The organism is Caballeronia sp. 11_S32, from assembly GCF_056930355.1.
This window is the reverse complement of record NZ_JBXOWH010000004.1, coordinates 1,686,499-1,710,205: the sequence shown is the minus strand read 5'-3', so window position 1 is coordinate 1,710,205 and position 23,707 is coordinate 1,686,499. Positions and strand designations below refer to the sequence as shown.

Here is a 23,707-nt window from a genome sequence, read left to right as displayed (position 1 = left end):
GCTCGGTCGATCACTGCGAGGCGCTCGCCGGCGCCTTCGAGAATTCGGCCTGAATGGCGACGTGCACATCGTCGCCGACGGCCGGATACCACGTCGTCAATCCGAACTGCGCGCGGCTGAAATGCCCATCGGCTGAAAAGCCCAGCGTTTGCTGCTTCGTGAGCGGATTGACCGCGTGCCCGTTGAACGTGACGTTCAGGGACACCGGCCGGGTCGTGCCGCGTATCGTCAGGTCCCCCTTCAACACGCCTTTGTCATCGCCAGTGCGCTCGAAACCCGTGCTCACGAAGACGATGTCGGGATAGCGCGCGACATCGAACATGTCCGGCCCCTTCAGCATGCGATCGAGTAGCGGCACGTTCGTGTTGACGCTCGATGCATCGATGGTCGCGCGCACCGGACTCGCGGACATTCCGTCCGCATTCCAGTCGAGTTGCGCCGTTGTCTTGTCGAATCGGATGACGAAGCGCGAGTAGTGGAAATGATCCACATCGAAGCTCACATTCCAGTGATGCGGATCCAACTGGTAGCGCCCCGGCGGCACGCTCGCTTCATTCGACGACACGCGATGCGTGACCACTTGCAGCGGCGTGCACGCAATCAATGCGGCAGCCGCCATCGACGGGACGAGATACTTATAAAGCTTCATCGCGCTTTGCCTCGAATTCGGAAACGAACTGCGACAAGTTTCGCCGACATCGCAACGACGCGCACACATCGTCATGCTCTTTTCGCTTGCTCACACGAAAATGGCGCGATCGGGTAGAGTTCGCCTCGACCTCCATCTCAAAAAAGGCGCCATGGCGTATGCGCGATGGCGGAGAACACATGCGCACATGGCTGTCCCGCTTCCGAACCTTTCACGCTTTCTTGCTGACGGCTGCCGTCCTGGCGGCATCGCTGTGGACCCCAGCCGCGCACGCGGAGTGGTGCGGCGACGGCCTCTGGATCGATGCGATGATCGCCTCGCATCACGTTCATCCGGAAAAGGATTTCGAGGAGTTCAATCCCGGCATTGGCGTGGAATGCTGGGTCGCGCCGCAATGGGCGGTGACGGGCGGCTACTTTCGCAACTCGCTGTCGAAGCCGTCGTTCTATGGCGGCGGCGTGTGGGGGCCGGACTTCCTTCACTGGAACTACATCCGGCTCGCCGTGATGGCGGGTCTCATCTCCGGTTACGACTACGGCAGCTATGGCATCGGTCATAACCACACGGTCGGACCCGTGGCCGCGCCGCTCATCATGCTCGATTACAAGCGCGTCGGCGCGAACATCATTCTGATTCCGCCGATTCCATCGAGCGATCTGCCATTTACGATCGGATTCATGCTCAGAGTGAAGTTCTGAGCAATCCTGAATATTCTCACCGGTAACCTCGAAATACGTGGAGCAAAACAAGCGCGCCCGCCTCACTTCGAGCGCGCCGCATCCTGCAAACACTCCAGCAACACCGTAGCGGCGGGCGTCAGCGGACTGTCCCGCCGGGTTATCACGCGTACCGATACCGCAGGCAACGGATCGGCGATAGGGAAGATCGCGAGCCCGTCGCTGACCCACGGATGTTCGAGCAGCGCCGCGGGCATCGCGGCCAGCGCATCCGAGCCACGCAACAACCCATGCGCGATGATGAAGCTCGGACACTCGATCACACGCCCCGGCACCGCGAGCCCGCGCTCGGCATACGAATCGAGCAAGGCTTGCGTCGAGCTTTCGGGCGACGGATTCAAGAGCCACTCCGCATCCGACAACTCCGCGAGCGACGTGCAATGCCGCAACGGATGATCCGCGCGCCCGACGATCGCCGAGCGGCTTTCATACAACTCGATGTGATCGAACTCCGGCGCGAGATGCTCGGGCACGACTACCGCGACCACGAAGTCGAGCGAGCCGTCGCGCAAGCGCGGCATCGCGATGCCCGGAAAGCCTTCGATGAAACTCACGCGCGCGTTCGGCATCTGCCGTCGAAACGCGCGATACGCCTGCGGCAGGATCGATAGCGCCGCAGTCGGCGTGACGGCCGCGCTCACGCTTCCCGCGCCCGCGCCTTTCATCTGCGCGATGTCGTCTTCGGCGCGGCGCATCTCGCTCACGATCAAATGTGCGCGCACACGTAACTGCTGGCCGAACGCGGTCAATTGCACGCCGCGCGCGGTGCGCAACACGAGCGGCACGCCGAGATCCTGCTCCAGTTCCTTGATCGCTTTCGTGAGTGCGGCTTGCGACAGGTGCAGGCTGCGCGCGGCCGCGCGAATGCTGCCTTGTTCGGCGGTCGTCAGGAACGCGCGCAACTGGTGGTACTTCATGCTCATGACCGACACCCTAGGGTTAGCACCGACAACTCTCGGTAATCACGCAATAAATTTACCGTCTTTTGGTTTGCTTTTCGGCTTTATATGCTTGTTGCACGTTGAAACGCATCGAGCAAGGAGTGTCACATGCTGTCAGTCGAGCCCGTCATCCCCGGCATTGCCGCCATCGCACCGGAATTCGTCGATGTACGCCGGCGCATTCACGCGCATCCGGAGCTTGCGTATGAAGAAACGCAGACGAGCGATCTCGTCGCCGGATTGCTCGCGCAATGGGGCTACGAAGTGCATCGCGGGCTCGGCGCGACGGGCGTCGTCGGCGTGCTGAAAGAGGGCGATGGCGGCAAGCGTCTCGGCCTGCGCGCGGACATGGACGCCTTGCCGATCGAGGAAACGACCGGCCTCCCGTACGCCAGCAAGCACGCCCGCACGATGCACGCATGCGGCCACGACGGCCACACCGCGATGCTTCTGTGCGCGGCGCGCTATCTCGCCGAGAGCCGTCAATTCTCGGGCACGCTGATCGTGATCTTCCAGCCTGCCGAGGAAGGCGAGGCGGGCGCGCGCGCGATGATCGAAGACGGCCTCTTCGAGAAGTTTCCGTGCGACGCCGTGTTCGGCCTGCACAACATGCCCGGCCTGCCCGCAGGCGACATGTTTTTCACGCCGGGTCCGGGCATGGCTTCGTCGGACCGCGTGAACATCACCGTGCGCGGCGTCGGCGGTCACGGCGCGATGCCGCACGTCGCGCGCGATCCGATGCCCGCGGTCGCATCGATCATGCTCGGCCTGAACAGCATCGTCGCGCGCGAAGTGGATGCGCAAAAGCCCGCGGTCGTCACGGTCGGCAGCGTGCAGGCGGGCGAGGCGTGCAACGTGATTCCCGAGACCGCGCTGATGAAACTCTCCGTGCGCGCGCTCGACGCGGGCGTGCGCACGCAGCTTCAGCACCGCATCACCGCGCTCGTCGATGCGCAGGCGCTCGCTTACGGCTGCACGGCCGAGATCGATTACGAACTCGGTTATCCGGTGCTCGTGAATCACGCCGAGCCGACCGCCTTCGCCACGGATGTCGCCGTGAAGATGCTCGGCGCGCAGCGTGTCGAGCCGGCCGCGAAGCCGCTGATGGGCAGCGAGGACTTCGCGTTCATGCTCGAAGCGTGTCCGGGTTCGTATGCGTGGATCGGCAACGGCATCGGCTCGAAGGGCGGCTGCATGGTGCACAACCCCGGCTACGACTTCAACGACGACATCCTCGCGATCGGCGCGAGCTACTGGGTGCGCCTGGCCGAAGCCTGGCTCGCCGACTGATGCTGCCTGATCCTGCCTGATCCTTTTCGCCCGACGCCCCGGAGCACACGATGAATACATCCACGTTAGCCAGCACGTCAGCCACGAGTCCGACGCCGACGACGCGAACCTCACGCACGCGTCTCGTCGCGGCGGCTGCCGTAGGCAATGCGCTCGAGTTCTACGACTTCACCGTCTACGCGTTTTTCGCGCTCGTCATCGGCAAGCTGTTCTTTCCGGTGCACGATCCTGTCGGCCAGTTGCTGCTCGCGGTCGCGAGCTTCGGCGTCGGGTTCTTCACGCGGCCCGTCGGCGGCTTGCTGATCGGCATGTACGCCGACCGCGCCGGCCGCAAGAAAGCGATGCTGCTCACGCTCGGCCTGATGGCGCTCGGCACCGCGATGATCGCCGTCTCGCCGACCTATGCGCAGGCGGGCATCGCGGCGCCCATCATCCTCGTGATCGCGCGGCTGATCCAGGGCTTTTCGGCGGGCGGCGAAGTGGGCGCATCGACCACGCTGCTGCTCGAACAGGCGCCGTCGAATCGCCGCGGCTTCTATGCATCGTGGCAGTTCGCGAGCCAGGGACTTTCGGCGCTCGCGGGCGCATTGACGGGCGTCGCGCTCACGGCATCGCTCACGTCGGTGCAACTCGAAAGCTGGGGATGGCGCGTGCCGTTCATCATCGGCACCGCGATCGTGCCGGTCGGCTGGTGGCTGCGCCGCACGATCGAAGAAGCGCCGCGCGAAAGCGTCGAAGCCGCCCCGAAGGCGCCGAAGATTCCGCTCGTAACCGTGCTGCGCGAACATGGCCGCGCGGTGCTCAATGGCCTCGGTCTGACGATCGGCGGCACGTCGGCGCACTTCATCATCGTGTTCTATCTGTCGATCTATGGCGTGAAGACGCTCGGCCTGCCGGGCTGGACGTCGATGCTCTCGGGCTGCGTATCGGGCGCGATTCTCTTCATCGTCGCGCCGATCGGCGGCTATCTGTCGGATCGCATCGGCCGCAACAGGCTCGCGCAGACGACGCGCATCCTGCTCATGCTCGCGATCTGGCCGGCCTTCGCGCTCTTGAATCAATCGCCGACCACGGCGACCTTGCTCGCGGTCGTCACGGTCCTGTCGATCGTGCATTCGCTCAACGTCGGCCCGACCGGCGCGATGCTCGGCGAACTTTTCCCGCGCTCGGTGCGCGCGACGGGCGCGGCGATCGTCTACAGCCTGGGCGTCGCGATCTTCGGCGGCTTCGCGCAGTTCTTCGTGACCTCGCTCATCGTCATCACGAAGAGCGTGATGGCGCCCGCGTGGTACGTGATCGGTTGCGGCGTGCTGTCCGTGATCGCCGTGGCGTGCATGCGAGAGCGTTCCCAGGAGACGCTCGACTGATCGTGTATAACGTGACGTGTCCGGGTTGCGCAAAGGCCGCCTCGTGCGGCCTTTTTCGTTGGAGACTGAGCGGAGACATCGATGTCCGACTATAAAACGCCGCCGCCCGGCATGTGGCCGGTGCTCTACGCGTATTTCGACGCACTGAACCGGCTCGATAGCAACGCCACGCGCAAGCAGATCGACGCGACCATCGCGGCGGGCGCGCCCGCGATCGTCACGCTCGGTCTCGCGACGGAAGTGAATCGCCTGTCGACGGACGAGAAGCACGCGATGATCGACGATTGCGCCGCGCACATAGCGAATCGCGTGCCGCTCGCCGTCACCATCACCGGCGATAGCGTCGATGCCCAGGTCGCGCTCGCCGGTTATGCGCTCGAACGCGGCGCGTCGTGGCTCATTCTTCAGCCGCCATCGAGGCGTGGCGAATCCGAGGCGTTCTACTACGACTTCTTCGCTTCGGTGCTCGAACGAACCGGCGCGAGCGCGGGCATCCAGAACGCGCCGGACTATCTCGGCGTGGGTTTGTCGGCGGAATCGATCGCCGCGCTCGCGGCCGAGCGGCCCAACTTCCGCCTGCTGAAGGGCGAAGGCCCGGCCGTGACGATACGCGCGACCATCGAGCGGCTGCGCGCACTCGAACAGACGCTCGCGGTGTTCAACGGGCGCGGCGGTCAGGAGCTTCTCGACAACCTGCGCGCGGGGTGCGATGGGTTGATCGTCGCGCCCGATGCCTTCGATCATCAGGCCGCCATCCACGACGCCTTTGCCGAAGGACGCGAGCAGGAAGCCGAATCGCTCTATGCAGACACGCTGCCGGAAATCGTGTTCGTGATGCAGTCCCTGGAAACGCTCACCTGTTACGGCAAGCGCATCGCGGCGTGGCGCATGGGCTTCGATGTCGCGCATGATCGCGGCGCGCGTCCGACGCAGTTCGGCATAGAATGCGCGCGCCGTTTCGCGCAACGTCTCGGACCGACGGCGCGCGTCTTCCGTCGATGAATCATCGAACCGGGCGGCGTGTGAAGCGCTGCTCGATCACCGAAGCGCCCCATTGCGTGCCTTCCGCTTCATCGCTCAGGACGAAGCCGAACGACTCGTACAAGTGACGCGCCGCGTCGAGGCTCTTGAAGGTCCAGAGATACGTCTCGTCGTAATGCGCGTCGACGAAAGCCATCGCGCGTGCCATCAATTGCCTGCCCATGCCGCTGCCGCGCAATGCATCGTCGATGATGAACCAGCGCAGATGCGCGACGCGCGTCGCCGTGTCGCCGTCAATGGCAAGCGAGCCGAGCGTGCGCTCGCCTTCCATCACGAGCCACAGCGCCTTGCCTTGCGCGGGCAAGCATTCCGCGAACGCGGCGAGCTCCGTCGCGACCCTGCGCTCGAAGAACACGCCGAAGCCCGCATGATGCGCATAGAAGCGCGCGTGCAGACTCGCGATATCGCCGATACATCCCGGCCGATATCCCTCGACGATGCGCGCGCTTTCCGTATGCGCGGCGTGCGGCGTCTTGTGATCGTGACCGTGCGCGAGCGCATCGGCGTAGAGCGCGAGCGAGCGCACGAGCGTCTGCTGATCTTCGGGAACCATGCGGCGCATTGCATCGGAGACTTGATCGGTCGCGAACTTGTCGATCTTTCTGCGCAGCTTTTGCCCTGCCGCCGTCAGATAAAGCTCGGACGAGCGCGCGTCCTCGCTCGATGTCTGACGCGTGACGAGCCCCGCCGCTTCGAGCCGCGCGACCTGCCGGCTCGCGTTCGATTTGTCGAGCCGCAGGATCGCGGCGATGTCGCGTGCCTGAATGCCGGGTGTCGCGCCGATCTCGATGATCGCATGCACCGCCGAAGGCGCGAGCCCGCTATCCGCGAGCGTGTTGCGCATGAAGCCGAGTTCGCGCACGAGCTTGCGCGAGAACTCGCGCAGTTCGAGGATGGTTTTGTCGCGGGATTGAACGGGGGTGTCGATGAAGTCCATGATGTCTCCATTGGTTGCGACGCGCAACCAAACCCCGTCAATTTAGTTGCGGAACGCAACTTTTGCAAGGGAAGAAATCAAGCTCCCGAAAATCCTCACCTTCAGCCGCGGTCGCGTGCGAATCCGCATGCGCGCTCCGGCTCCGTCACGCGCAGCAGCACGAGCGCGATGCCGCCCCACACGAACTCGCGCATGCGCCGCAGCAACGCGAACGACAGCGCCGCCTGCCGGTCGACGCCGAACGCGGCCGCTATCGCGACGATCGTCGCTTCTTGCACGCCGAGGCCCGCGGGCGCGATGAACACCGCATTGCGGACGGCCTGCGTGAGCGTTTCGATGGCGACGGCCCCCGCGATCGACACCGGATGGCCGAGCATGTCGAGCGCCGCATAGACTTCGGCCGCGCCCAGCACGTAGCCCGCGAATTGCCACGCGAATGAACGCGCGAGCAGCGGCATGCGCTGCAGCAACACGCGGATATCGTGATCGAGACGCTTGCCGTCGAGCCGCGCGGCGAGGGCGTGAGCGGGATCGAGCCAGCGCCGCGCCATCGCTTCGAGACGATGGAACGGCGCACCCCTGTGCGCGAAGACGAACGCCGCGACGCACACCGGCAACGACGCGATCAATCCCGCCGCGATCACGTTGCCAATGCCATTTTCTTCGCTCGCATGAAAGCGCAGCAGCGCGAGACCGAGCATTGCGAGCGCGTATTGCACGGCGATCGTCACGAGCATCTCGACGATCACCGATGCGCTCACGAGGCTCACATCCGGCAGATAGCGCGTGCCGAGCCGGATGCCCGCGAGTTCGCCGCCGATGCCGAGCACGGGCAAGAGACGCCCGACCGCTTCGCGCACGACCGCGATCCACCAGAGCGCGGCGAGGCCGACGCGTTTGTCTAGCAGAAGCTGCCATGCGCGCGCATCGAGCAGCAGCGGCAGCGCGTGCAGCGGCACGAGCCACAGCAGCACCGGCCCCGTGTGCGCGATGAGCGCGAACGCATCCGCGATGCCCTCGTGCACCGCGAGCGCGACCAGCCGCGCGATGGCCGCGGGCCAGCGCAGCCACGCGACGCGTTTCAGTACACCCGTCATGCGATCGGCTCTGGCGTGGCCGCGAACCCGAACACGTCCGCGAAGCCGCCGCGCATCGCGCCGGCCGCTTCGATGGCGCGCTTAACGCGCGGCGAGCACAGCGCGGCCAGTTCGTCCGCGTGCCGATAATCGCGCATCGATGGCGTGATGGGCGCGGCGCCTTCCGTCGCGGGATGACTGTAGATTTCGAGCACGCCTTCAGGCGCCTTTGCCAGCAGCGCGAGCAACGCGGCTTCATCCATGCGGCCCGTCGACGAGATGCCCGCGACCCAGTCGTTATACGCGATGCCCGCACTATCGAGCCGCTTCTTCACCAGCGCGACCCACGGCGCGAGCAGGCGCGAGCCGTGCATTTCGCGCGGCAGGCGCACCGCGCGCATGCCGAACTGCGGCCCGATTTCGAGGATCAGCGCAAGCACCGTCGGATGCAGATGGAAATGCTTGTGCACGTTGACGTGATCGAGCGCGAGGCCCGTGGCGGCGAAGGCCTTGAATTGCGCGCGAATTTCGAGCGCGAGTTGCCGCCGCACGTCATGCAGAAAGAAGAAGCGCACGCCGTTTTCGAACATCGAGCCTTCGAAGTTGCCGCGCGCATCGGCGAGATCCGGTATCGACCAGTGCGGCAGCGAGGCGACGCCATCGTTCAGGACGAGATGAAGCCCCACGCGCAAGTCCGGCGAATCGCGCGCGATCCTCACGGCGTCGTAGGCGGCCGCCGCGCCGACCATCAGGCTCGCGCACGTCAGCACGCCCTCCCGATGCGCGCGCGCGACCGCCTGGTTCACGCGTTCGTGCAAACCGAAATCATCGGCGGTGACGATCAAACCGCGCACGGCATCACGCCTCGCGCGCGCGCAGGAAGCGGAAGAATTCGACGCCTTCGCGCAGGCGGCGCTTCATCATCTCCCAGCTCGCGAGCATCTCGCGCACGATCTCCCAGATCTTCGACGGACGGAAATAGAAGCGCTTGTAGAAGCGTTCGAGATCGTGGTAGATCTCCTCGCGCGACAGATGCGGATAGCCGATCGCCGCAAGCTGCACGCCTTCCTTGCTGACGAGATGGATCGTCTTGTTCTCTTCCATCCAGCCGTTGTCGACTGCCTGCTGGTATAGCGTCGTGCCCGGATAAGGCGCGGCGAGCGAAACCTGAATCGTGTGCGGATTGATTTCCTTCGCATACCGAATGGTTTTCTCGATTGTCTCCTTCGTCTCACCGGGCAGGCCGAGAATGAACGTGCCGTGGACCTTGATGCCGAGCGTGCGGCAATCGTCGGCGAAGCGTCGCGCGATATCCGTGCGCAGGCCCTTCTTGATGTTCAAAAGAATCTGATCGTCGCCGGATTCGTAGCCCACGAGCAGAAGCCGCAAGCCGTTCTCCTTCATGATCTTGAGCGTCGCGTAAGGCACGTTCGCCTTCGCATTGCAGGACCACGTGACGCCGAGCCTGCCGAGCCCGCGCGCGATCTCTTCGACGCGCGGCTTGAAGTCGGTGAAGGTGTCGTCGTCGAACATGATCTCCTTCACTTCGGGCATGTTGTCGCGAATCCACTTCACTTCCTCGAGCACGTTCTCGACCGAGCGCACGCGATAGCGATGCCCGCCCACCGTCTGCGGCCACAGGCAGAACGTGCAGCGCGAACGGCAGCCGCGTCCCGTGTAGATCGACACATACGGATGCTTCAGGTAGCCGATGAAATAGTTGTCGATGGTGAGATCGCGCTTGTAGACCGGCGCGACGAACGGCAGCTCGTCCATGTTCTCGAGAATCGGACGCGCCTCGTTGTGCTCGATGGAGCCATCGGGCAAACGGTAGCTCAGCCCCTTGATATCGGCGAACGCGCGGCCCTCCGCGATCTCCTTGCACGTGAAGTCGAATTCCTCGCGGCATACGAAGTCGATTGCCTCGCTCGCGGCGAGCGAGTTATGCGGATCGACGGCCACTTTCGCGCCGACCATGCCGATGGAAACGCCGGGCGCACGCGCCTTCAGCCTTTCGGCGAACAGGGCATCGGTGGGAAACGAGGGCGTGCTCGTATGAATGACGACGAGTTCGTAGCGCGCCGCGATATCGAGCGTCGCTTCGAAGGAAAGGCCGTCGGCGGGCGCATCGAGCACGCGCGAGCCAGGCACGAGCGCGGCGGGTTGCGCGAGCCAGGTCGGATACCAGAACGAGCGTATTTCGCGCTTCGCCTGATAGCGCGAACCGGCGCCGCCGTCGAAGCCATCGAAGGAGGGCGCCTGGAGAAAGAGCGTGTGCTTCATGTTGCGAGGTTCCGTTGAGTTCCCGATTGACCGATGCTTATCGACTGTCGGATGCGTTGGCGTCGTATCGTGCGCGGGCGCCGTCGAGCGGAACCCGCACGCCGCGCCACACGACGCTGGAGCCGAACAGGGCGGCGAGCCATTGCAGCCACATCAGCACGTCGCGCAGCGGAATGAGCGGCAGGTCGCGCCAGAACGTGCGCCACGAGCGCGCGCTGCGCCAGTGCAGCACGAGCCGGGCGCTCAGGCCGAGCGACGTGCTCAGATCGACAATGGTATCGGCCACGATTTCCGCGACATTCGTGCCGTGTTCGAAGCCGAGCCCGAGCAATGCGCTCGTCAGCAGCCACGGCGTGGTGAACGACAGGCACATGAATACGAAGCCGAGCGGGTTGACCGAGCGGATCGTGCGCAGCCAGCGTGTTTCGCGGCTCCAGAGCGAGGCGAAATCGTGCTCGATCACGTCGGTCGCGACGATCACATCCGACAGCACGGTGCGCAAGCCGAGCGCGCGCGCATGTGCGGCGAGCCAGTAGTCGTCCGCGAGACAATCGCGCAGCGCTTCGAAGCCGCCGCTCTTCACGAGCGTATCGCGCGTGAGCGCGAGCGTCGCGCCGAAGCCGAAGCTTCTGTGACCGAACGCATCGGCGACGTTCACCGAAGGCGCGAACCATTCGTCGATGAAAAGCGCGCCGATGCGCGACCAGAACCCGCCGATGCGCCGCGCGCGATACAGGCAGGTGACGACGCCCACGCCCGCATCGGCGAGCGGCGCGGTCACGCGTTCGAGATAGTCCGGTTTGACGGCGATGTCGCTATCCGCGATCACGATGAGATCGTGTTTCGCGCGCGCGGCGAGATTGATCAGATTGCCGACCTTGCGGTTGCTGCCGTGCGCGGTTCCGCCGACCACGAGCTCGATGTCGCGTCCGGGATGGGCGCGCGCGAGCCGCGCGACGACGCCCGCCGCGGGATCGGACGCGCTCGCCACGCCGAACAGCAATTGATACGACGGATGCGTCTGCGTGCAGAAGGTCTCGAGATTCGAGTAAAGGCGCGGCTCGATGCCGCAAAGCGGCTTCAGCACGCTGACGGAGCCGGAAATTGCGCCGCCGCGCCGCGCGCCCGCCGTGCCGCGCGAGCCGTGATGCACGAAGGCCGCGAGCGTGGCGTGGCAGGTGGCCGCGCAGCACAGGGCGATGACGAGCCAGACGAACAACGGAACCGAATGCGCCGTCATGATCGTTTCGCGTGGATGCAGCAAATGAACGACGGCATGTCGATCCCCACAGTTACCTTGCACATCGTAGCGATTGGAATGTGAGTCGAGAACCCGAAGCCTGCATCGCCGAACCTTAAGGGATGCTTAGGGAATCGAACGAATGCACGCTGAAATATGGGTGAAAGCGCGTCGTATCATTGCGGCAAGAAAGCCGTCGCGCGAAAAAAAAACCCGGCAACGAGGCCGGGTTAAAGGGGATCGGGCGCGTTCCGAGGTCACGCCCGACCGCGTGGCACTCCGCGGCACGCCGCGCCGGATTCGGCGCGGCGACGCACAAATGAACGGCGCCGGATTCGCGCGGCCAGCAGGCGCGGATGCCCGCATGGCATCCCTGGTCCGCATGAGCGCGAATCGGTGCGCACGACGGTATAGTGCGTGGACAAAGCTTATGCGAAGCTTAAGCAGCGAGCGCGCGAATCCGGTAACGGGGACATAATGTGCAGTCACGCGCAAAGCTTAAGGGGCGCTTAAGCATGCGGGCCGGAGAATCGGCTGCGACGTGTTGCGAGCCTGGAGGAAGTGCATGCGCCTGTTATTGGTGGAGGACGACGAGATGATCGCGGAGACCGTGCTCGCCGCGTTGCGCCGCGCAAACTATACCGTGGACTGGGCGCAGGACGGCCGTGCGGCAGAGCTTTCGCTCGGCAACGGCGTGTATGACCTCGTTCTGCTGGACCTGAATCTGCCGAAGCGCGACGGCCTCGACGTGCTCGGCAGCTATCGCAAGAACGGCGGCGATGCCCCGGTGATGATCCTGACCGCGCGCGATGCCGTCGATGACCGCATCCGCGGCCTCGACGCCGGCGCCGACGATTACCTGATGAAGCCCTTCGATCTCGACGAGCTCGCCGCCCGCGTGCGCGCGCTCCTGAGACGCCGCACCGGGCAGAAGCATCCGGTGTATTCGCACGGCGAACTCTCGCTCGATCCCGCCGCGCACGAAGCGACCAAGGGCGGCGTCGTGCTCAATCTCGTGCCGCGCGAGTTCGCGTTGCTGCAGGCGCTGATCGAAGAGCCTTCGCGCGTGTTCCGCCGCTCGGAGCTCGAAGAAAAGCTGTACGGCTGGGGCGAGGAAGTGGGCAGCAATGCGATCGAAGTCCATGTGCACAGCCTGCGGCGCAAGATCGGTGCGGAGGAGATCGTGACGGTGCGCGGCGTGGGTTATCGGCTGAAGAGGATCGGATGACATCGATACGCAGATGGCTGCTCGGCTGGCTCATCTGCGGGCTCGGCATCGCTTGCCTGATCGCGGGCATCGGCATATTCAGCGCGGCGCGCCTCGAGGCGGGCGAGCTTTTCGACTACGAATTGCGCACCGTTGCGCTCTCGCTGCCCCACAACATCTTCGCCGACGATATCGCGCAGGGGCGCAGTCACGAACTGCACGACATCGCCGACGACCAGCTCGTCATCGACATATGGGACCGGTCGGGCCGCCTCATTTATCACTCGCCGCGCGAGCCCGCGCTGCCGCGCTTCGGCGAGGGCTTCGAATCCGCCGAGCGTGAAGGTTATCGCTGGCGCGCGTTCGGCGTCGCGCAGCCGGACCGCTTCGTGCAAGTGGCGCAGCCTTATTTCGTTCGCGACGATCTCGCCGTTTCGCTCGCGCTGCGCACGATCTGGCCGCTCGCGCTGCTGATTCCGGTGATCGTCGTGATCGTGCTCTTCGTGGTCGCGCGCGGGCTTGCGCCGGTGCGCTGGCTGTCGCAATCGCTTGCCATCCGCTCGCCGGAATCGCTCGATCCCATTGCTTTCGACAAGCCGATGCCCGTGGAATTGCGCCCGCTCGTGCATGCGTTGAATGATCTGCTCGCGCGCCTGAACGAATCGTCGCAGGCACAGCGCACGTTCGTCGCGGATGCGGCGCACGAGCTGCGCACGCCGCTCGCCGCGCTCAAGCTGCAGATCCAGGCCGCGATCGGCGACGGCTCGCTTCAGGTCGATGCCGTGACGCTCGCGAAGATCGATGGCCGCCTGAACCGCCTCATTCATCTCGCGCAGCAACTGCTCAGCATGGCGCGCGAAGATGCCGCGCGTGAAGCGGCCATCGGACCGATGAGCCTGCGCACGCTCTGCGAGATTCGCGTGAGCGATTTTTCGTTGCTGGCCGAAGCCCGGTCGATCGATCTCGGCCTGGAGCTCGAAGATGCGCGTGACGATCACGACGCATTCACCATCATGGGCGACATGCACGCGCTCGCCGTGCTGGTCAACAACCTGCTCGAAAACGCGATTCGCCATACGCCGACCGGCGGCCGCGTCGACGTGACGCTGCGGCGCGAAACGGACGGCATCGTGCTGACCGTGCTCGATTCGGGACCAGGCATTCCGGAAAGCGAGATCGATCGCGTATGCGACCGTTTTTATCGCTGCGTCGGCACGACGGGACATGGCAGCGGCCTCGGGCTCGCCATCGCGCTGCGCGTCGCGCAGCGGCATCACGCGACGCTCGATATCCGGAATCGCGCAGGCGCGAGCGGGCTCAGCGTATCGGTGCACGGCCTGCGCGCGCTTGCATCGCCGGCGCGCACGAAGGATATCGTCAGCGGAATGCATGCGTGAATGAAAGCGCAAGAAGCGGGCGTGCCGTGCTGCTTGCGGGACGAAGCTGGCTGCTTTCATTCCTTCATGTCGAGACGATCATGAAGAAGCGCTTTCTTTCATGCGCATGTCTTGCGTGGATTTGCACCGCGCATGCGACGGATGCGGCCGCGCCGGATGCGGCGTCGGCTCCGGCATCCGAACCGAGGACTTTGAAAGAACGTCTCGGCGACAAGGCGAGTGACGCCCCGAAGGAAGCCCCCTTGGGGGGTGAGCAACGCGTAGACAATTGCCACGTTCCCGCCGATCAGCGCGGCACGAAGGTTCGTCCCGACAAGTGCACGCCCTGAAGCGCGCGCAATTGTGGTACCTTTAGCGGGTGAACCATTTGGTACAAATTCAAGGAGCCCGCCTTGTCTTCCACTCAAGCTTCATCCGTCCTGCGCCTCGGCATTCTCGGCGGCGCGAACATCGCAAAACAATTCACGCGTGATGTGAGGCCGAGCGAGCGCGCGCGCGTCGTCGCGGTCGCGAGTCGCAGCGACGAGAACGCGAAAGCGTTCGCCGAAGCCAACGGCATCGAAACGTGGTTCGGCAGCTATGAAGCGCTGCTCGCGAGCCCGGATATCGACGCCGTCTACATTCCGTTGCCCAACAGCCTGCATGCCGAGTGGGCGATCAAGGCCGCGGAGCACGGTAAGCACATCCTGTGCGAGAAGCCGCTCGCGCTCGATCGCGATGAAGCCGCGCGCATGTTCGAAGCCGCCGACCGCCACGGCGTGATGCTGCTCGAATCGTTCCCGTATTACTTTCAGCCGCAGACCGCCGCGATGATGTCGCTGATCGGCGAAGGCGCGATCGGCGACGTGCGCGCGATTCAGGCAAGCTTCGGCTTCACGGTGGGCAATCCCGGCGCGAACATCCGCATGAAGCCCGAGCTCGGCGGCGGCGCGCTGCTCGATGCGGGCAGCTACCCGCTGAGCCTCATTCGCCTCGTGATGGGATGCGCGCCGCAACGCGTCGATGCGATCGCGACCTGGGCCGACAGCAAGGTCGACATCAGCCTCATGGCCACGCTGATCTACGCCGATGGCCGCCGCGCGCAGGTCTCGTGCTCGATGGACGCGGCCAATCACCGGCACGCGACGATCATCGGCACGCAGGGCACCATCGACACGGAGTATCTCAATCACACGAGCGCGCAGGCGGCGGGCGACCAGTACGGCTATCTGCCGAGCCAGTTGCGCGTGCGGCGCGGCATTCCCAATTCGGTGCCGTTCGAGCCGGTCGCGTCGGAGGCGGGCAGCGGCTTCTTCTTCGCGGCGGAAAGCTTCGCGCGCATGGTCGCGGCGCGCGATGCCGCCGCGATCGAGTACTACGCGCAGGTGAGTCTCGACAATGCCGCGACGCTCGCGGCGATCATCGAGAGCGCGCGCAGCGAAAAGCCCGTCACGCTCTGATCGTCGCAAGCGATTCACGCGCCGCGTGTGGCGCGTGAATCGCCGGTCATGCGTCGAGTTTCAACGCTTGACGATCACCACTTCCAGATACTCGCTCGGCACCACGAGCGACGACGCTCCCGCGATATTGCAGCGCTCCAGCAACGCCGTGATGTCGCGTTCGAGATCCGCCTGTTTCGCGGCATCGAGCGCGGCGAACGCGCGATGCGTCGGCCCGTAGAAATCGCGGAACACCTGGATCCAGTGCGCGCTCGATTCATAGCGGAAGTTGAAGTGCTTGCGCACGCAACGAATGTCCGCCGCAGAGGAACCGAAGAGCGCGACCACATGCGGCTCAGTGCCCCAGAGCGCAGGCGATTGCAGTCCCGCGGGCGGCGGCACGTAAGCGCCGATGACCTTGAAGAGCTGGCCGATGAAGCCCTCGGGCGTCCAGTTCGCCATGCCGATGCGTCCGCCGCTCTTCGTCACGCGCAGCATCTCGCCCGCGGGGCGCCTATGATCCGGCGTGAACATCGCGCCGAACGTGGACAAGACGACATCGAAGCTGTCGTCGTCGAAGGGCAGGTCTTCCGCATCGGCCACCTTGAAATCGATCGCGAGCCCTTCGGCTTGCGCGCGCGCCCAGCCCTTTTCCAGCAGCGCGGGAACGTAGTCGGTCGAGGTCACGTGAGCGAAGCGGTGCGCCGCGGCGAGCGTCGCGTTGCCATTGCCGGCGGCGACATCGAGCACGCGCTCGCCGGCGCGCACGTCGATCGCTTCGGCGAGCGTCTCGCCGACAATCTGCAAGGTCGTGCCGATAACCGCAAAATCTCCGCTGGCCCAGGTGGCCTGCTGCCGCGCCTTGATCGCGGCGAAGTCGGGTTGTGCTTGGGTCGGTTCGTCGCGAACCGCGGATGTATTCAACGCATGCATGGTTCCTTCTCCAGATTCCAGATGATGTGTCGAGCATCGCCCTGATGGCGGGCAGGTGCAGTATCCCGTTACCATCGCATCGACGCCTGCCCGCGCGTCGCCGCGAATTGCCCGTTCGTCCGCTTCGCGCCCGCTCCACGTTCGCCGCGCTGGCGCCGCCTCCGATCATCGGGAGCCGAAATGAGCCACGACATCCTTTCCGATGTGCTGCGCACGGTGCGCCTGCGAGGCGCGCTCTTCTTTCACGTGAGCGGCAACCGCAACTGGGCGGCGGAGGCGCCGCCCGCGCGTGACATTGCGAGCATCGTCATGCCGGATTGCGAGCACGTGATGGAGTATCACGTCGTGACGCACGGCAACTGCTGGGGCGCGATTGTCGGTGAAGCGCCGGTGCGCCTCGCGAGCGGCGACATCATCGTGTTTCCGCATGGCGACGCGCATGTGATTTCGAGCGCGCCCGGCATTCGCGCGGAGGTCGATATGACGGCGCTCTCGGCGAAGATCGATCAGTTGCCCTTCACACTGACCTATGACGCGGTAGAAGCGCGCAACAATCCGTGCCCGAACGATGCATACGAAACAATGCTGGTATGCGGCTTTCTCGGCTGCGATCTGCGTCCGTTCAATCCGCTCATCGCCACCTTGCCGCGGCTTCTGCATCTCACGGAGACCGGCACTCAGGGCTGGATTAATCACTTCATGCAGCAGGCCGTGATCGAGTCGCGCCACAAGCGGCCGGGCGGAGAGGCGATGCTCGAGCGCATGAGCGAAATGATGTTCGTCGATGCGGTGCGCCGTTATGTCGATGTGCTGCCCGATGAAAGCCGCGGCTGGCTCGCGGGATTGCGCGACCGGTTCGTCGGCCGCGCGCTCGCGGTGATGCATGACGCGCCCGCGCACGAGTGGACCGTCGAAGAGCTGGGCGAGCGCGTCGGCCTGTCGCGTTCGGCGCTGCATGAGCGCTTCGTCGACATGATCGGCTTGCCGCCGATGCAATATCTCGTCAACTGGCGCATGCAGGTCGCGGCCGGGCTCCTGCGCAATACGAACTCGACGATCGCGTCCGTGGCGCTGGACGTGGGCTATGCATCGGAAGCGGCGTTCATTCGCGCATTCAAGCGTCTCGTCGGAAAGCCGCCGGCCACGTGGCGCCGCGAAAAGAGCCGTGCGGAAGCCGAGATGCACGCGCACTAGGCGAAATCGGATTGACTTCGACCGGTTCTCTGACTAAGGTCAGAGATATTGAATCACGCCTCGGTGACAGAGATGAACCCGGCCGATATCACCCAGATCCGCAGTTTCAATCGCACGGTCGCCGAGGGCATCGGCGCGCTCAACGATCACTTTCTCGGACGCGGCCGGCCCATGGGCGAGTCGCGGCTTTTGTGGGAGATCGGGCCGCAAGGCGTCGATCTTCGCGTGCTGCGCGAGCGTCTCGGTCTCGACTCGGGTTATCTGAGCCGCACGCTCGCGTCGCTGGAGCGGCAGGGCCTGGTGGCGGTCGATTCCCGTCCTGACGACCGCCGGGTGCGTCGCGCCTGTCTGACCGAAGCGGGCAGCGATGAGCGCGCCGAACTCGAACGGCTCTCGGATGCGGTCGCGGGCGGCATGCTCGCGCCATTGAGCGAAGCGCAGCGCCGGCGGCTGATCGGCGCGATGGCGGAAGTCGAGCGTTTGCTGCAACCCTCGCTGATGCGCTTCGCGATCGAAGATCCTGCGGGCGAAGACGCGCAATGGTGCATCGGTCAGTATTTCGAGGAGTTGAACACGCGTTTCGCCGCGGGCTTCGATCCGTCGCTCAGCCTGTCCGCCGATGCACGCGAACTGACGCCTCCGCATGGCGCGTTGATCGTGGCGAGGCTTCATGGCGCGGCGATGGGCTGCGTCGCGCTCAAGTTTCACGGCAAGTCCGCGGCCGAGCTGAAAAGAATGTGGGTGAGTGCGTCCGCTCGCGGCCTCGGCGTGGGGCGGCGCCTGCTGGCGGAGGCGGAAAGGCACGCGCGGCGGAGCGAAGCAAAGGCCGTGCGTCTCGAAACCAACGATGCGCTGAAAGAAGCGATCGCGCTGTATCGGCAAGCGGGGTATGTCGAGGTCGCGCCGTTCAGCGACGAGCCTTACGCGGATCACTGGTTCGAGAAAGCGCTGCGTTGAGACCTCCCGTCAACGCGATGACGAGATCGAGAAACGCGCGCGTCTTCGCCGGCGGATGATGCCGCGACGGATAGAACGCATAGAGCGGAAAGCGCTCGTCTGGCCAGTCGGGGAAGAGGTCGATCAGCTTGCCATCGGCGAGCAGTTGTTCATGGCCGAGCGCGAGAATCTGCGCGACGCCATAGCCGGAGAGAAGCGTGCTCAGCATCGTGCCGGGATCGTTGAGCGTGAGACGGCCGCGCGTTTCCACGGTAATGCGCTTCTTCTTCCTGTGAAACTCCCACACGAACGGCCGCCCCGTTTCGGGATCGCGAAACTCGATGCACGTGTGCGTGTCTTCGCCGAGCGCTTGCGGCGTCACGGGCTTGCCGCATCGCTTGATATACGAAGGCGCGGCGACCGTGCGCACCGGCGTATCGAGCAGCTTGCGCGCGACGAGACTCGAATCGCGCGGCTCGCCGAAGCGGATCGCGAGATCGAAGCCGTCCGCGATCATGTCGCCGAGCCGGTCGCTCGTGATGAGGTCGAGCTGCAGATCGGGATGCGCTTTCAGGAACGCGTCGAGCTTCGGGCCGAGCAGCAGCCGCGAGAAGATCGGATCGACATTCACGCGCAAGCGCCCGCGCACGGCCGTCGCGCTGCCCGATGCCGTGGCGGCCGCTTCCTCCAGGCCCGCGAGATGCGGCATGACGTGCTCGAAGAAGCGCCGGCCATCGTCGGTGAGCGAGACACTGCGTGTCGTGCGGTCGAAGAGACGAATCTTCAGACGCGCTTCGAGACGCGCGATCGCACGGCTCACGCCGGGCTGCGACATGCCGAGCCGATCGCCCGCCGCGGCGAACGTGCCCGCATCGACGATCGCGGCGAACACGCTGATGCCGTTGAGGATGCGTTCGTTGAAGCCGGCCATTCATGCCTCCGCGTCATGGATGAAATGGCATTCATGTTATCGCGAAGCGATGCGCGGACGCGCAGAATGGGCATCGTTCAACCGGTTATGACGAAAGGGGGATGCACATGGCGCGTGTTTTCATCACAGGTTCGACGGACGGGCTCGGCGCGATGGCGGCGCGCCTTTTGATCGACGAAGGGCATCGCGTGGTGCTGCATGCGCGCAACGCCGCGCGTGCCGACGATGCGCGCGACGCATTGCCCGAAGCGGAGGCGGTCGTCATCGGCGATCTGTCGGGCATCGAAGCGATGCGTGATGTCGCGGACCAGGCGAACAGGCTCGGGCGCTTCGATGCGGTCATTCATAACGCGGGCATCGGATATCGCGAGCCGCGGCGCATCGAGACTGTCGACGACTTGCCGCATGTGTTCGCGATCAACGTGCTCGCGCCTTATGTGCTGACGGCGCTGATCGAAAAACCGCGGCGGCTCGTGTATCTCAGCTCGGGCATGCATCACGGATCGCGCGCGGATCTCGACGATATCGAATGGAAAGCGCGTCACTGGAACGGCGCGCAGGCGTATGCGGAGAGCAAGTTCATGGACGTGCTGCTCGCGCTTGCCGTCGCGCGTTTCTGGCCGGATGTGCTGTCTAACACGCTTGAGCCCGGCTGGGTGCCGACGAAGATGGGCGGGCCATCGGCGCCCGACGATCTCGACAAGGCGCATCGCACGCAGGCGTGGCTCGCCGTGAGCGACGACGAAGACGCGCGCGTGACGGGGCGCTACTTCTTTCACATGCGCGAGCGCGCCTGCGATCCGGCGGCGCGCGACCAAGCGTTGCAGGATGCGTTGATCGCGGCATGCGAGCGCCTCGCGCGCGTGAAGCTCGAACGCTGAGCGAGCGCAAAAAAAACGGGCCCCGAAGGGCCCGCCAAATCACTCCAACACGGTCAACTTCATGCGTGGTGCGCCTTGGCGACCTTGTCCACGGAAATCGAGTCGGCGCGCAGACGCTCGTACTCCTGCTCGCTCATCGGCACGGCGTCCTTCTTGCCCAGATCGTTCAGGCGGATGCGGTACGTCTCACGTGCGGTGTACGCTGCGATCGCCGCGATAATCGTCACGCCTAACGCAATGGCGCCGACCGTCAGCGGGATGTTGTTCGATCCCGGCGGCGCAACCGCTGCGAACAGGGCGGGCAGCAATGCGGTGATCGTCGTGCCGACATTCTGCGAGATCGCCATGGCGGAGACACGCGTCCGGGTCGGGAAGAGTTCGGGATAGAAGCTCGGGAAGATCGCGTTGTAGCCCTGATACACGACGCCCCACATCAGCAGCGACATCAGGAAAGCGAGCGGAACGCTGTGAATGCTGATCGCATAGAGATACCCGAAGGCGAGCACACCCGAGATCAGCGAGCCGCCGATCATCATCGGACGACGGCCGATCTTGTCCGACAGATTGCCGACGAACGGAATCACCAGCACGGCGACGATGTTGCCGACCACGGGAATCCACAGATACACGCTCTTGTGGAAGCCGATACCGTACGAAGACTGCACCGCGTAAGCCGCACCAAAGATCGTCGCGACGACGGGAATCACGTTCATCAGCGCCATGCAGACGACGCGGATCATGTCGGGCGTGCTGTTGGCGAACGCTTCCTTGATCGGCGACTTCGGCAGATCACCGTGCGCGCCTTCCGACGTGAAGGCCGGCGTCTCATGCACTTCCTTACGGATGATGTAGCCCGCGACCAGCACGAAGGCCGACAGCAGGAACGGCACGCGCCAGCCCCACGAGTTGAACATGTCTTCCGGCATGAACGTCGCGAGCGGCAGGAACACGGCGGCGGCGAGAATCTGGCCGGCCTGCACGCCTTGCAGCGTGAAGCTCGCGTAGTAGCCGCGGCGTCCGAACGGCGCGTGCTCCAGAATCATCGAGCTCGCGCCGGAGATTTCACCGGCCACCGCGAAGCCCTGGATCAGGCGCAACACGACGAGCAGCGCGGGCGCCGCCATGCCGATCTGGTGATACGTCGGCAGGAGACCGACTGCCATGGTCGAGATGCCCATCAGGAACATGCAGATGAGCAGCACGTTCTTGCGGCCGTGCGTGTCGCCCAGATGGCCGAGCACGAATGCGCCGATCGGACGGGCAACGTAGCCCACGCCGTACGTCGCGAGTGAAGCAATGATCGCCACCTTCGGATTGCCCGACGGGAAGAACAACTGCGGGAAAATGAGTGCTGCTGCCTGGGCGTAAATGAAGAAGTCGTAGTACTCGAGCGCCGAGCCGATCCAGCCGCTCGCCGTCGCTTTTTTAGCCTGGCGGCCGCTGTGTGCGTCTTCCTTAGGGCTAGCCATAGAGATGTCTCCGAACAATGGGTTTATGGAGTTGAGCCTGGGAACTGGGCCGAGCGGCGGGGCATTCGAATCACCGGAATTGCGCGTCGCTCTGAAAGTGATTGGAGAATAAAAGCGCAACCCCTTTGGATCAACATACTGTGATAAATTTTGCGCGATTATCGCACGCGTGTGTCCGATAATCGATCACTTTGGGGGTTAGCACTAGCCATTGGCCCGGGTAGAACGCCGAAACATCCCATGATCCATAACTAAACAAGCATGTCAGCATGACTAAACCCGAACTCGACAAGCGCGACTGGATCGCCGGGCTGGAAAAGGGTCTCGCCGTCCTCGAAGCCTTCGACGATCAGCACGCGCGCATGACCCCGACGCAGGCCGCGATGCGCACTGGTCTGACGCGCACCGCCGCGCGCCGCTATCTGCTGACGCTCGCGCATCTCGGCTATGTGCAGACCGACGGCAAGCTCTTCAATCTCACGCCGCGCGTGCTGCGCATGGGCTGGTCGTACTTCGAATCGGCGCGCTTGCCGCGCATCGTGCAGCCTTACTTGCAGCAGTTGAGCGCGTTGATCCACGAATCGGTGTACGTGAGCGTGCTCGATGACTGGGATCTCGTGATCATCGCGCGCAACGGTTCCACGCGCGTGATGACAACGGGCTTCGTGCTCGGCGCGCGCGTGCCGGCCGCGCTGATGTCGGGCGGCATCGCGATGCTCGCGTACAAGGACGAGGCATCGGTGCGCGAATGGCTCGAGGCAACCGAGTTCAAGCCCTTCACGCCGCTCACCATCACGAACAAGGAAAAGCTCTACGAGAAGATCCGGCAGGCGCGCGTGGATGGCTACGTCGCGATAGAGCAGCAGTTGCAGACGGGCGTGCGCGGCGTCGCGGTGCCGATGAAGAACCGGCATGGCGAAGTAGTGGCGGCGCTGTCGGCGAACATGCCGATCGGAAAGGAAACGGGCGAGGCCGCGCTCGCCCGCGTGCTGCAGCCGTTGCAGGAGACGGCGTTGTCGATGTTGAACGTGATCTGAGCTTTATCGCTTCGACCAGAACTCGCGCTGCACGCGCAGCACTTCATCTTCGACTTCTTCGACGGGACCGATCAACTCAACCGGCTTCTGGCAATGATCGAAGACATAGCGCGATGAGACGCTCATCGTCGGATTCTCGGCGTGATTGCCGGTGGCTTCGAGCAGGTGCGCCTCGGTGAGTCCATACACCACGCGGCCGATATTGGCCCAGTACGCCGTGCCTGCGCACATGCAGCACGGCTCGACGGACGTGTAGAGCGTGCATCCCCACAGATACTCCGGCGTGAAGTTGAGCGCCGCGACACGCGCGAGCACCGACTCGGCGTGATTCACCGTATCGACATTGCCTTGCTCCATCAGCACCGTCTCCTGATCCGGGCCGACGAGAATCGCGCCGAACGGATGATGGCCCAGCAGCGTCGCGCGCTCTGCGACGGCGCTCGCGTGCCGAAGATGCCGCACGATCTGCTCGCGCGTGGGCGTGAGACCTTGCGGCGGAAGATCGTCTCGTCGAGGGGCGGGTGCGGTGATGGGCATCAAGGTGTCTCCTTCGCATGTCGATGTCGGATGGAAGGGCAGGATAGCGCGGCAAAAACGCGCGTGGTCATGCGTGTGACGATGGCGGGAATAAGCGTAAAGGTGAGGGTTTGCGGGAGCGCCCGGTTCGGATGCCGCTCGAGGCCCTTGATTCAGGGCTCTTCGAGCGGCTCGCGCATGGTTAAGGTGAGGTTTTTCGGGACTTT

At 64.6% G+C, this 23,707-nt stretch carries 22 protein-coding genes; 11 read left to right on the top strand and 11 right to left on the bottom strand.

The genetic code is table 11. The annotated features are described in order from the left end of the window. Positions 1 to 10: 10 nt before the first annotated feature. A complete protein-coding gene (locus tag AC1Z32_RS34055) occupies positions 11 to 649 on the bottom strand; it encodes a YceI family protein (protein ID WP_483483203.1) in 639 nt (212 codons plus the stop codon). Between the two features lie 179 nt (positions 650 to 828). Between AC1Z32_RS34055 and AC1Z32_RS34050 the strand changes: the two genes are divergently transcribed. Then, on the top strand, positions 829 to 1,347 hold the full coding sequence (locus tag AC1Z32_RS34050; protein WP_483483202.1) for a hypothetical protein: 519 nt from the start codon (positions 829 to 831) through the stop codon (positions 1,345 to 1,347). 62 nt (positions 1,348 to 1,409) lie between these two features. Here the strand turns inward: AC1Z32_RS34050 and AC1Z32_RS34045 are convergent, their stop codons facing one another. Continuing rightward, positions 1,410 to 2,303 carry a LysR substrate-binding domain-containing protein gene (locus AC1Z32_RS34045; RefSeq protein WP_483483382.1) on the bottom strand — a complete coding sequence of 298 codons (894 nt, stop codon included), beginning with the start codon at positions 2,301 to 2,303 and terminating at the stop codon, positions 1,410 to 1,412. Between the two features lie 132 nt (positions 2,304 to 2,435). Here AC1Z32_RS34045 and AC1Z32_RS34040 point away from each other — a divergent pair, with 132 nt between their 5' ends. The 3 genes from AC1Z32_RS34040 to AC1Z32_RS34030 all read left to right on the top strand — a co-directional run bounded on the left by AC1Z32_RS34040 (position 2,436) and on the right by AC1Z32_RS34030 (position 5,986). After that, positions 2,436 to 3,617: a M20 aminoacylase family protein gene (locus tag AC1Z32_RS34040; RefSeq protein WP_483483201.1), complete on the top strand. Its 1,182-nt coding sequence runs from the start codon at positions 2,436 to 2,438 to the stop codon at positions 3,615 to 3,617. A gap of 50 nt (positions 3,618 to 3,667) precedes the next feature. Beyond that, the gene (locus AC1Z32_RS34035) at positions 3,668 to 4,984 is read left to right on the top strand and encodes an MFS transporter (RefSeq protein WP_483483200.1); all 1,317 of its coding nucleotides are present in this window, start codon (positions 3,668 to 3,670) and stop codon (positions 4,982 to 4,984) included. Positions 4,985 to 5,065: 81 nt separating this feature from the next. Then, positions 5,066 to 5,986 carry a dihydrodipicolinate synthase family protein gene (locus tag AC1Z32_RS34030; RefSeq protein WP_483483199.1) on the top strand — a complete coding sequence of 307 codons (921 nt, stop codon included), beginning with the start codon at positions 5,066 to 5,068 and terminating at the stop codon, positions 5,984 to 5,986. Between the two features lies 1 nt (position 5,987). On the opposite strand, the gene AC1Z32_RS34025 is transcribed toward AC1Z32_RS34030, so the two are convergent. The 5 genes from AC1Z32_RS34025 to hpnI all read right to left on the bottom strand — a co-directional run bounded on the left by AC1Z32_RS34025 (position 5,988) and on the right by hpnI (position 11,561). Then, positions 5,988 to 6,962, bottom strand: coding sequence for a GNAT family N-acetyltransferase (locus tag AC1Z32_RS34025; RefSeq protein WP_483483198.1), 975 nt, complete (start codon positions 6,960 to 6,962; stop codon positions 5,988 to 5,990). Between the two features lie 101 nt (positions 6,963 to 7,063). After that, positions 7,064 to 8,059, bottom strand: a complete 996-nt coding sequence (locus AC1Z32_RS34020; RefSeq protein WP_483483197.1) for a lysylphosphatidylglycerol synthase domain-containing protein — start codon at positions 8,057 to 8,059, stop codon at positions 7,064 to 7,066. Continuing rightward, a complete protein-coding gene (gene hpnK, locus AC1Z32_RS34015; protein ID WP_483483196.1) occupies positions 8,056 to 8,892 on the bottom strand; it encodes a hopanoid biosynthesis-associated protein HpnK in 837 nt (278 codons plus the stop codon). The genes AC1Z32_RS34020 and hpnK overlap by 4 nt, the downstream gene beginning before the upstream one ends. Positions 8,893 to 8,896: 4 nt before the next feature. Further along, on the bottom strand, positions 8,897 to 10,321 hold the full coding sequence (gene hpnJ / locus AC1Z32_RS34010) for a hopanoid biosynthesis associated radical SAM protein HpnJ (RefSeq protein ID WP_483483195.1): 1,425 nt from the start codon (positions 10,319 to 10,321) through the stop codon (positions 8,897 to 8,899). Positions 10,322 to 10,358: 37 nt separating this feature from the next. Next, entirely contained in the window at positions 10,359 to 11,561 is a 1,203-nt protein-coding gene (gene hpnI, locus AC1Z32_RS34005; protein ID WP_483483194.1) for a bacteriohopanetetrol glucosamine biosynthesis glycosyltransferase HpnI, read from the bottom strand. Positions 11,562 to 12,126: 565 nt separating this feature from the next. On the opposite strand from hpnI, the gene AC1Z32_RS34000 reads away from it, so the two are divergent. From AC1Z32_RS34000 to AC1Z32_RS33990, 3 genes are all read left to right on the top strand, one after another. Beyond that, positions 12,127 to 12,789 (top strand): response regulator, encoded by a 663-nt coding sequence (locus AC1Z32_RS34000; RefSeq protein WP_483483193.1) that lies wholly within the window; start codon positions 12,127 to 12,129, stop codon positions 12,787 to 12,789. Continuing rightward, complete coding sequence (locus AC1Z32_RS33995; protein WP_483483192.1) at positions 12,786 to 14,165, top strand: ATP-binding protein; 1,380 nt, start codon at positions 12,786 to 12,788, stop codon at positions 14,163 to 14,165. Before AC1Z32_RS34000 ends, AC1Z32_RS33995 begins: the two co-directional genes overlap by 4 nt. Positions 14,166 to 14,557: 392 nt before the next feature. After that, positions 14,558 to 15,604, top strand: coding sequence for a Gfo/Idh/MocA family protein (locus tag AC1Z32_RS33990; protein ID WP_483483191.1), 1,047 nt, complete (start codon positions 14,558 to 14,560; stop codon positions 15,602 to 15,604). 60 nt (positions 15,605 to 15,664) lie between these two features. On the opposite strand, the gene AC1Z32_RS33985 is transcribed toward AC1Z32_RS33990, so the two are convergent. After that, positions 15,665 to 16,516, bottom strand: a complete 852-nt coding sequence (locus tag AC1Z32_RS33985; protein WP_483483190.1) for a class I SAM-dependent methyltransferase — start codon at positions 16,514 to 16,516, stop codon at positions 15,665 to 15,667. A gap of 180 nt (positions 16,517 to 16,696) precedes the next feature. On the opposite strand from AC1Z32_RS33985, the gene AC1Z32_RS33980 reads away from it, so the two are divergent. Then, positions 16,697 to 17,710, top strand: coding sequence for an AraC family transcriptional regulator (locus AC1Z32_RS33980; RefSeq protein WP_483483189.1), 1,014 nt, complete (start codon positions 16,697 to 16,699; stop codon positions 17,708 to 17,710). A 72-nt stretch (positions 17,711 to 17,782) separates the two neighbouring features. Further along, on the top strand, positions 17,783 to 18,667 hold the full coding sequence (locus AC1Z32_RS33975) for a bifunctional helix-turn-helix transcriptional regulator/GNAT family N-acetyltransferase (RefSeq protein ID WP_483483188.1): 885 nt from the start codon (positions 17,783 to 17,785) through the stop codon (positions 18,665 to 18,667). Here AC1Z32_RS33975 and AC1Z32_RS33970 read toward each other — a convergent pair. Further along, positions 18,618 to 19,577: a LysR family transcriptional regulator gene (locus AC1Z32_RS33970; RefSeq protein ID WP_483483187.1), complete on the bottom strand. Its 960-nt coding sequence runs from the start codon at positions 19,575 to 19,577 to the stop codon at positions 18,618 to 18,620. The two genes, AC1Z32_RS33975 and AC1Z32_RS33970, sit on opposite strands and share 50 nt — an antisense overlap. Positions 19,578 to 19,684: 107 nt before the next feature. On the opposite strand from AC1Z32_RS33970, the gene AC1Z32_RS33965 reads away from it, so the two are divergent. Next, complete coding sequence (locus AC1Z32_RS33965) at positions 19,685 to 20,458, top strand: SDR family NAD(P)-dependent oxidoreductase (RefSeq protein ID WP_483483186.1); 774 nt, start codon at positions 19,685 to 19,687, stop codon at positions 20,456 to 20,458. 59 nt (positions 20,459 to 20,517) lie between these two features. On the opposite strand, the gene AC1Z32_RS33960 is transcribed toward AC1Z32_RS33965, so the two are convergent. Beyond that, the gene (locus tag AC1Z32_RS33960; protein WP_483483185.1) at positions 20,518 to 21,927 is read right to left on the bottom strand and encodes an MFS transporter; all 1,410 of its coding nucleotides are present in this window, start codon (positions 21,925 to 21,927) and stop codon (positions 20,518 to 20,520) included. A 269-nt stretch (positions 21,928 to 22,196) separates the two neighbouring features. On the opposite strand from AC1Z32_RS33960, the gene AC1Z32_RS33955 reads away from it, so the two are divergent. Then, the gene (locus AC1Z32_RS33955; protein ID WP_483483184.1) at positions 22,197 to 22,964 is read left to right on the top strand and encodes an IclR family transcriptional regulator domain-containing protein; all 768 of its coding nucleotides are present in this window, start codon (positions 22,197 to 22,199) and stop codon (positions 22,962 to 22,964) included. Positions 22,965 to 22,967: 3 nt separating this feature from the next. On the opposite strand, the gene AC1Z32_RS33950 is transcribed toward AC1Z32_RS33955, so the two are convergent. Further along, positions 22,968 to 23,501: a nucleoside deaminase gene (locus AC1Z32_RS33950; RefSeq protein ID WP_483483183.1), complete on the bottom strand. Its 534-nt coding sequence runs from the start codon at positions 23,499 to 23,501 to the stop codon at positions 22,968 to 22,970. Between the last annotated feature and the right edge of the window lie 206 nt (positions 23,502 to 23,707).

Excerpts from the sequence above, each read along its gene's own strand:
- AC1Z32_RS34055 (WP_483483203.1), bottom strand. The coding sequence starts at position 649 with ATGAAGCTTTATAAGTATCTCGTCCCGTCGATGGCGGCTGCCGCATTG.
- AC1Z32_RS34050 (WP_483483202.1), top strand. The coding sequence starts at position 829 with ATGCGCACATGGCTGTCCCGCTTCCGAACCTTTCACGCTTTCTTGCTG.
- AC1Z32_RS34045 (WP_483483382.1), bottom strand. The coding sequence starts at position 2,303 with ATGAAGTACCACCAGTTGCGCGCGTTCCTGACGACCGCCGAACAAGGC.
- AC1Z32_RS34040 (WP_483483201.1), top strand. The coding sequence starts at position 2,436 with ATGCTGTCAGTCGAGCCCGTCATCCCCGGCATTGCCGCCATCGCACCG.
- AC1Z32_RS34035 (WP_483483200.1), top strand. The coding sequence starts at position 3,668 with ATGAATACATCCACGTTAGCCAGCACGTCAGCCACGAGTCCGACGCCG.
- AC1Z32_RS34030 (WP_483483199.1), top strand. The coding sequence starts at position 5,066 with ATGTCCGACTATAAAACGCCGCCGCCCGGCATGTGGCCGGTGCTCTAC.
- AC1Z32_RS34025 (WP_483483198.1), bottom strand. The coding sequence starts at position 6,962 with ATGGACTTCATCGACACCCCCGTTCAATCCCGCGACAAAACCATCCTC.
- AC1Z32_RS34020 (WP_483483197.1), bottom strand. The coding sequence starts at position 8,059 with ATGACGGGTGTACTGAAACGCGTCGCGTGGCTGCGCTGGCCCGCGGCC.
- hpnJ (WP_483483195.1), bottom strand. The coding sequence starts at position 10,321 with ATGAAGCACACGCTCTTTCTCCAGGCGCCCTCCTTCGATGGCTTCGAC.
- hpnI (WP_483483194.1), bottom strand. The coding sequence starts at position 11,561 with ATGACGGCGCATTCGGTTCCGTTGTTCGTCTGGCTCGTCATCGCCCTG.
- AC1Z32_RS34000 (WP_483483193.1), top strand. The coding sequence starts at position 12,127 with ATGCGCCTGTTATTGGTGGAGGACGACGAGATGATCGCGGAGACCGTG.
- AC1Z32_RS33995 (WP_483483192.1), top strand. The coding sequence starts at position 12,786 with ATGACATCGATACGCAGATGGCTGCTCGGCTGGCTCATCTGCGGGCTC.
- AC1Z32_RS33985 (WP_483483190.1), bottom strand. The coding sequence starts at position 16,516 with ATGCATGCGTTGAATACATCCGCGGTTCGCGACGAACCGACCCAAGCA.
- AC1Z32_RS33980 (WP_483483189.1), top strand. The coding sequence starts at position 16,697 with ATGAGCCACGACATCCTTTCCGATGTGCTGCGCACGGTGCGCCTGCGA.
- AC1Z32_RS33975 (WP_483483188.1), top strand. The coding sequence starts at position 17,783 with ATGAACCCGGCCGATATCACCCAGATCCGCAGTTTCAATCGCACGGTC.
- AC1Z32_RS33970 (WP_483483187.1), bottom strand. The coding sequence starts at position 19,577 with ATGGCCGGCTTCAACGAACGCATCCTCAACGGCATCAGCGTGTTCGCC.
- AC1Z32_RS33965 (WP_483483186.1), top strand. The coding sequence starts at position 19,685 with ATGGCGCGTGTTTTCATCACAGGTTCGACGGACGGGCTCGGCGCGATG.
- AC1Z32_RS33960 (WP_483483185.1), bottom strand. The coding sequence starts at position 21,927 with ATGGCTAGCCCTAAGGAAGACGCACACAGCGGCCGCCAGGCTAAAAAA.
- AC1Z32_RS33955 (WP_483483184.1), top strand. The coding sequence starts at position 22,197 with ATGACTAAACCCGAACTCGACAAGCGCGACTGGATCGCCGGGCTGGAA.
- AC1Z32_RS33950 (WP_483483183.1), bottom strand. The coding sequence starts at position 23,501 with ATGCCCATCACCGCACCCGCCCCTCGACGAGACGATCTTCCGCCGCAA.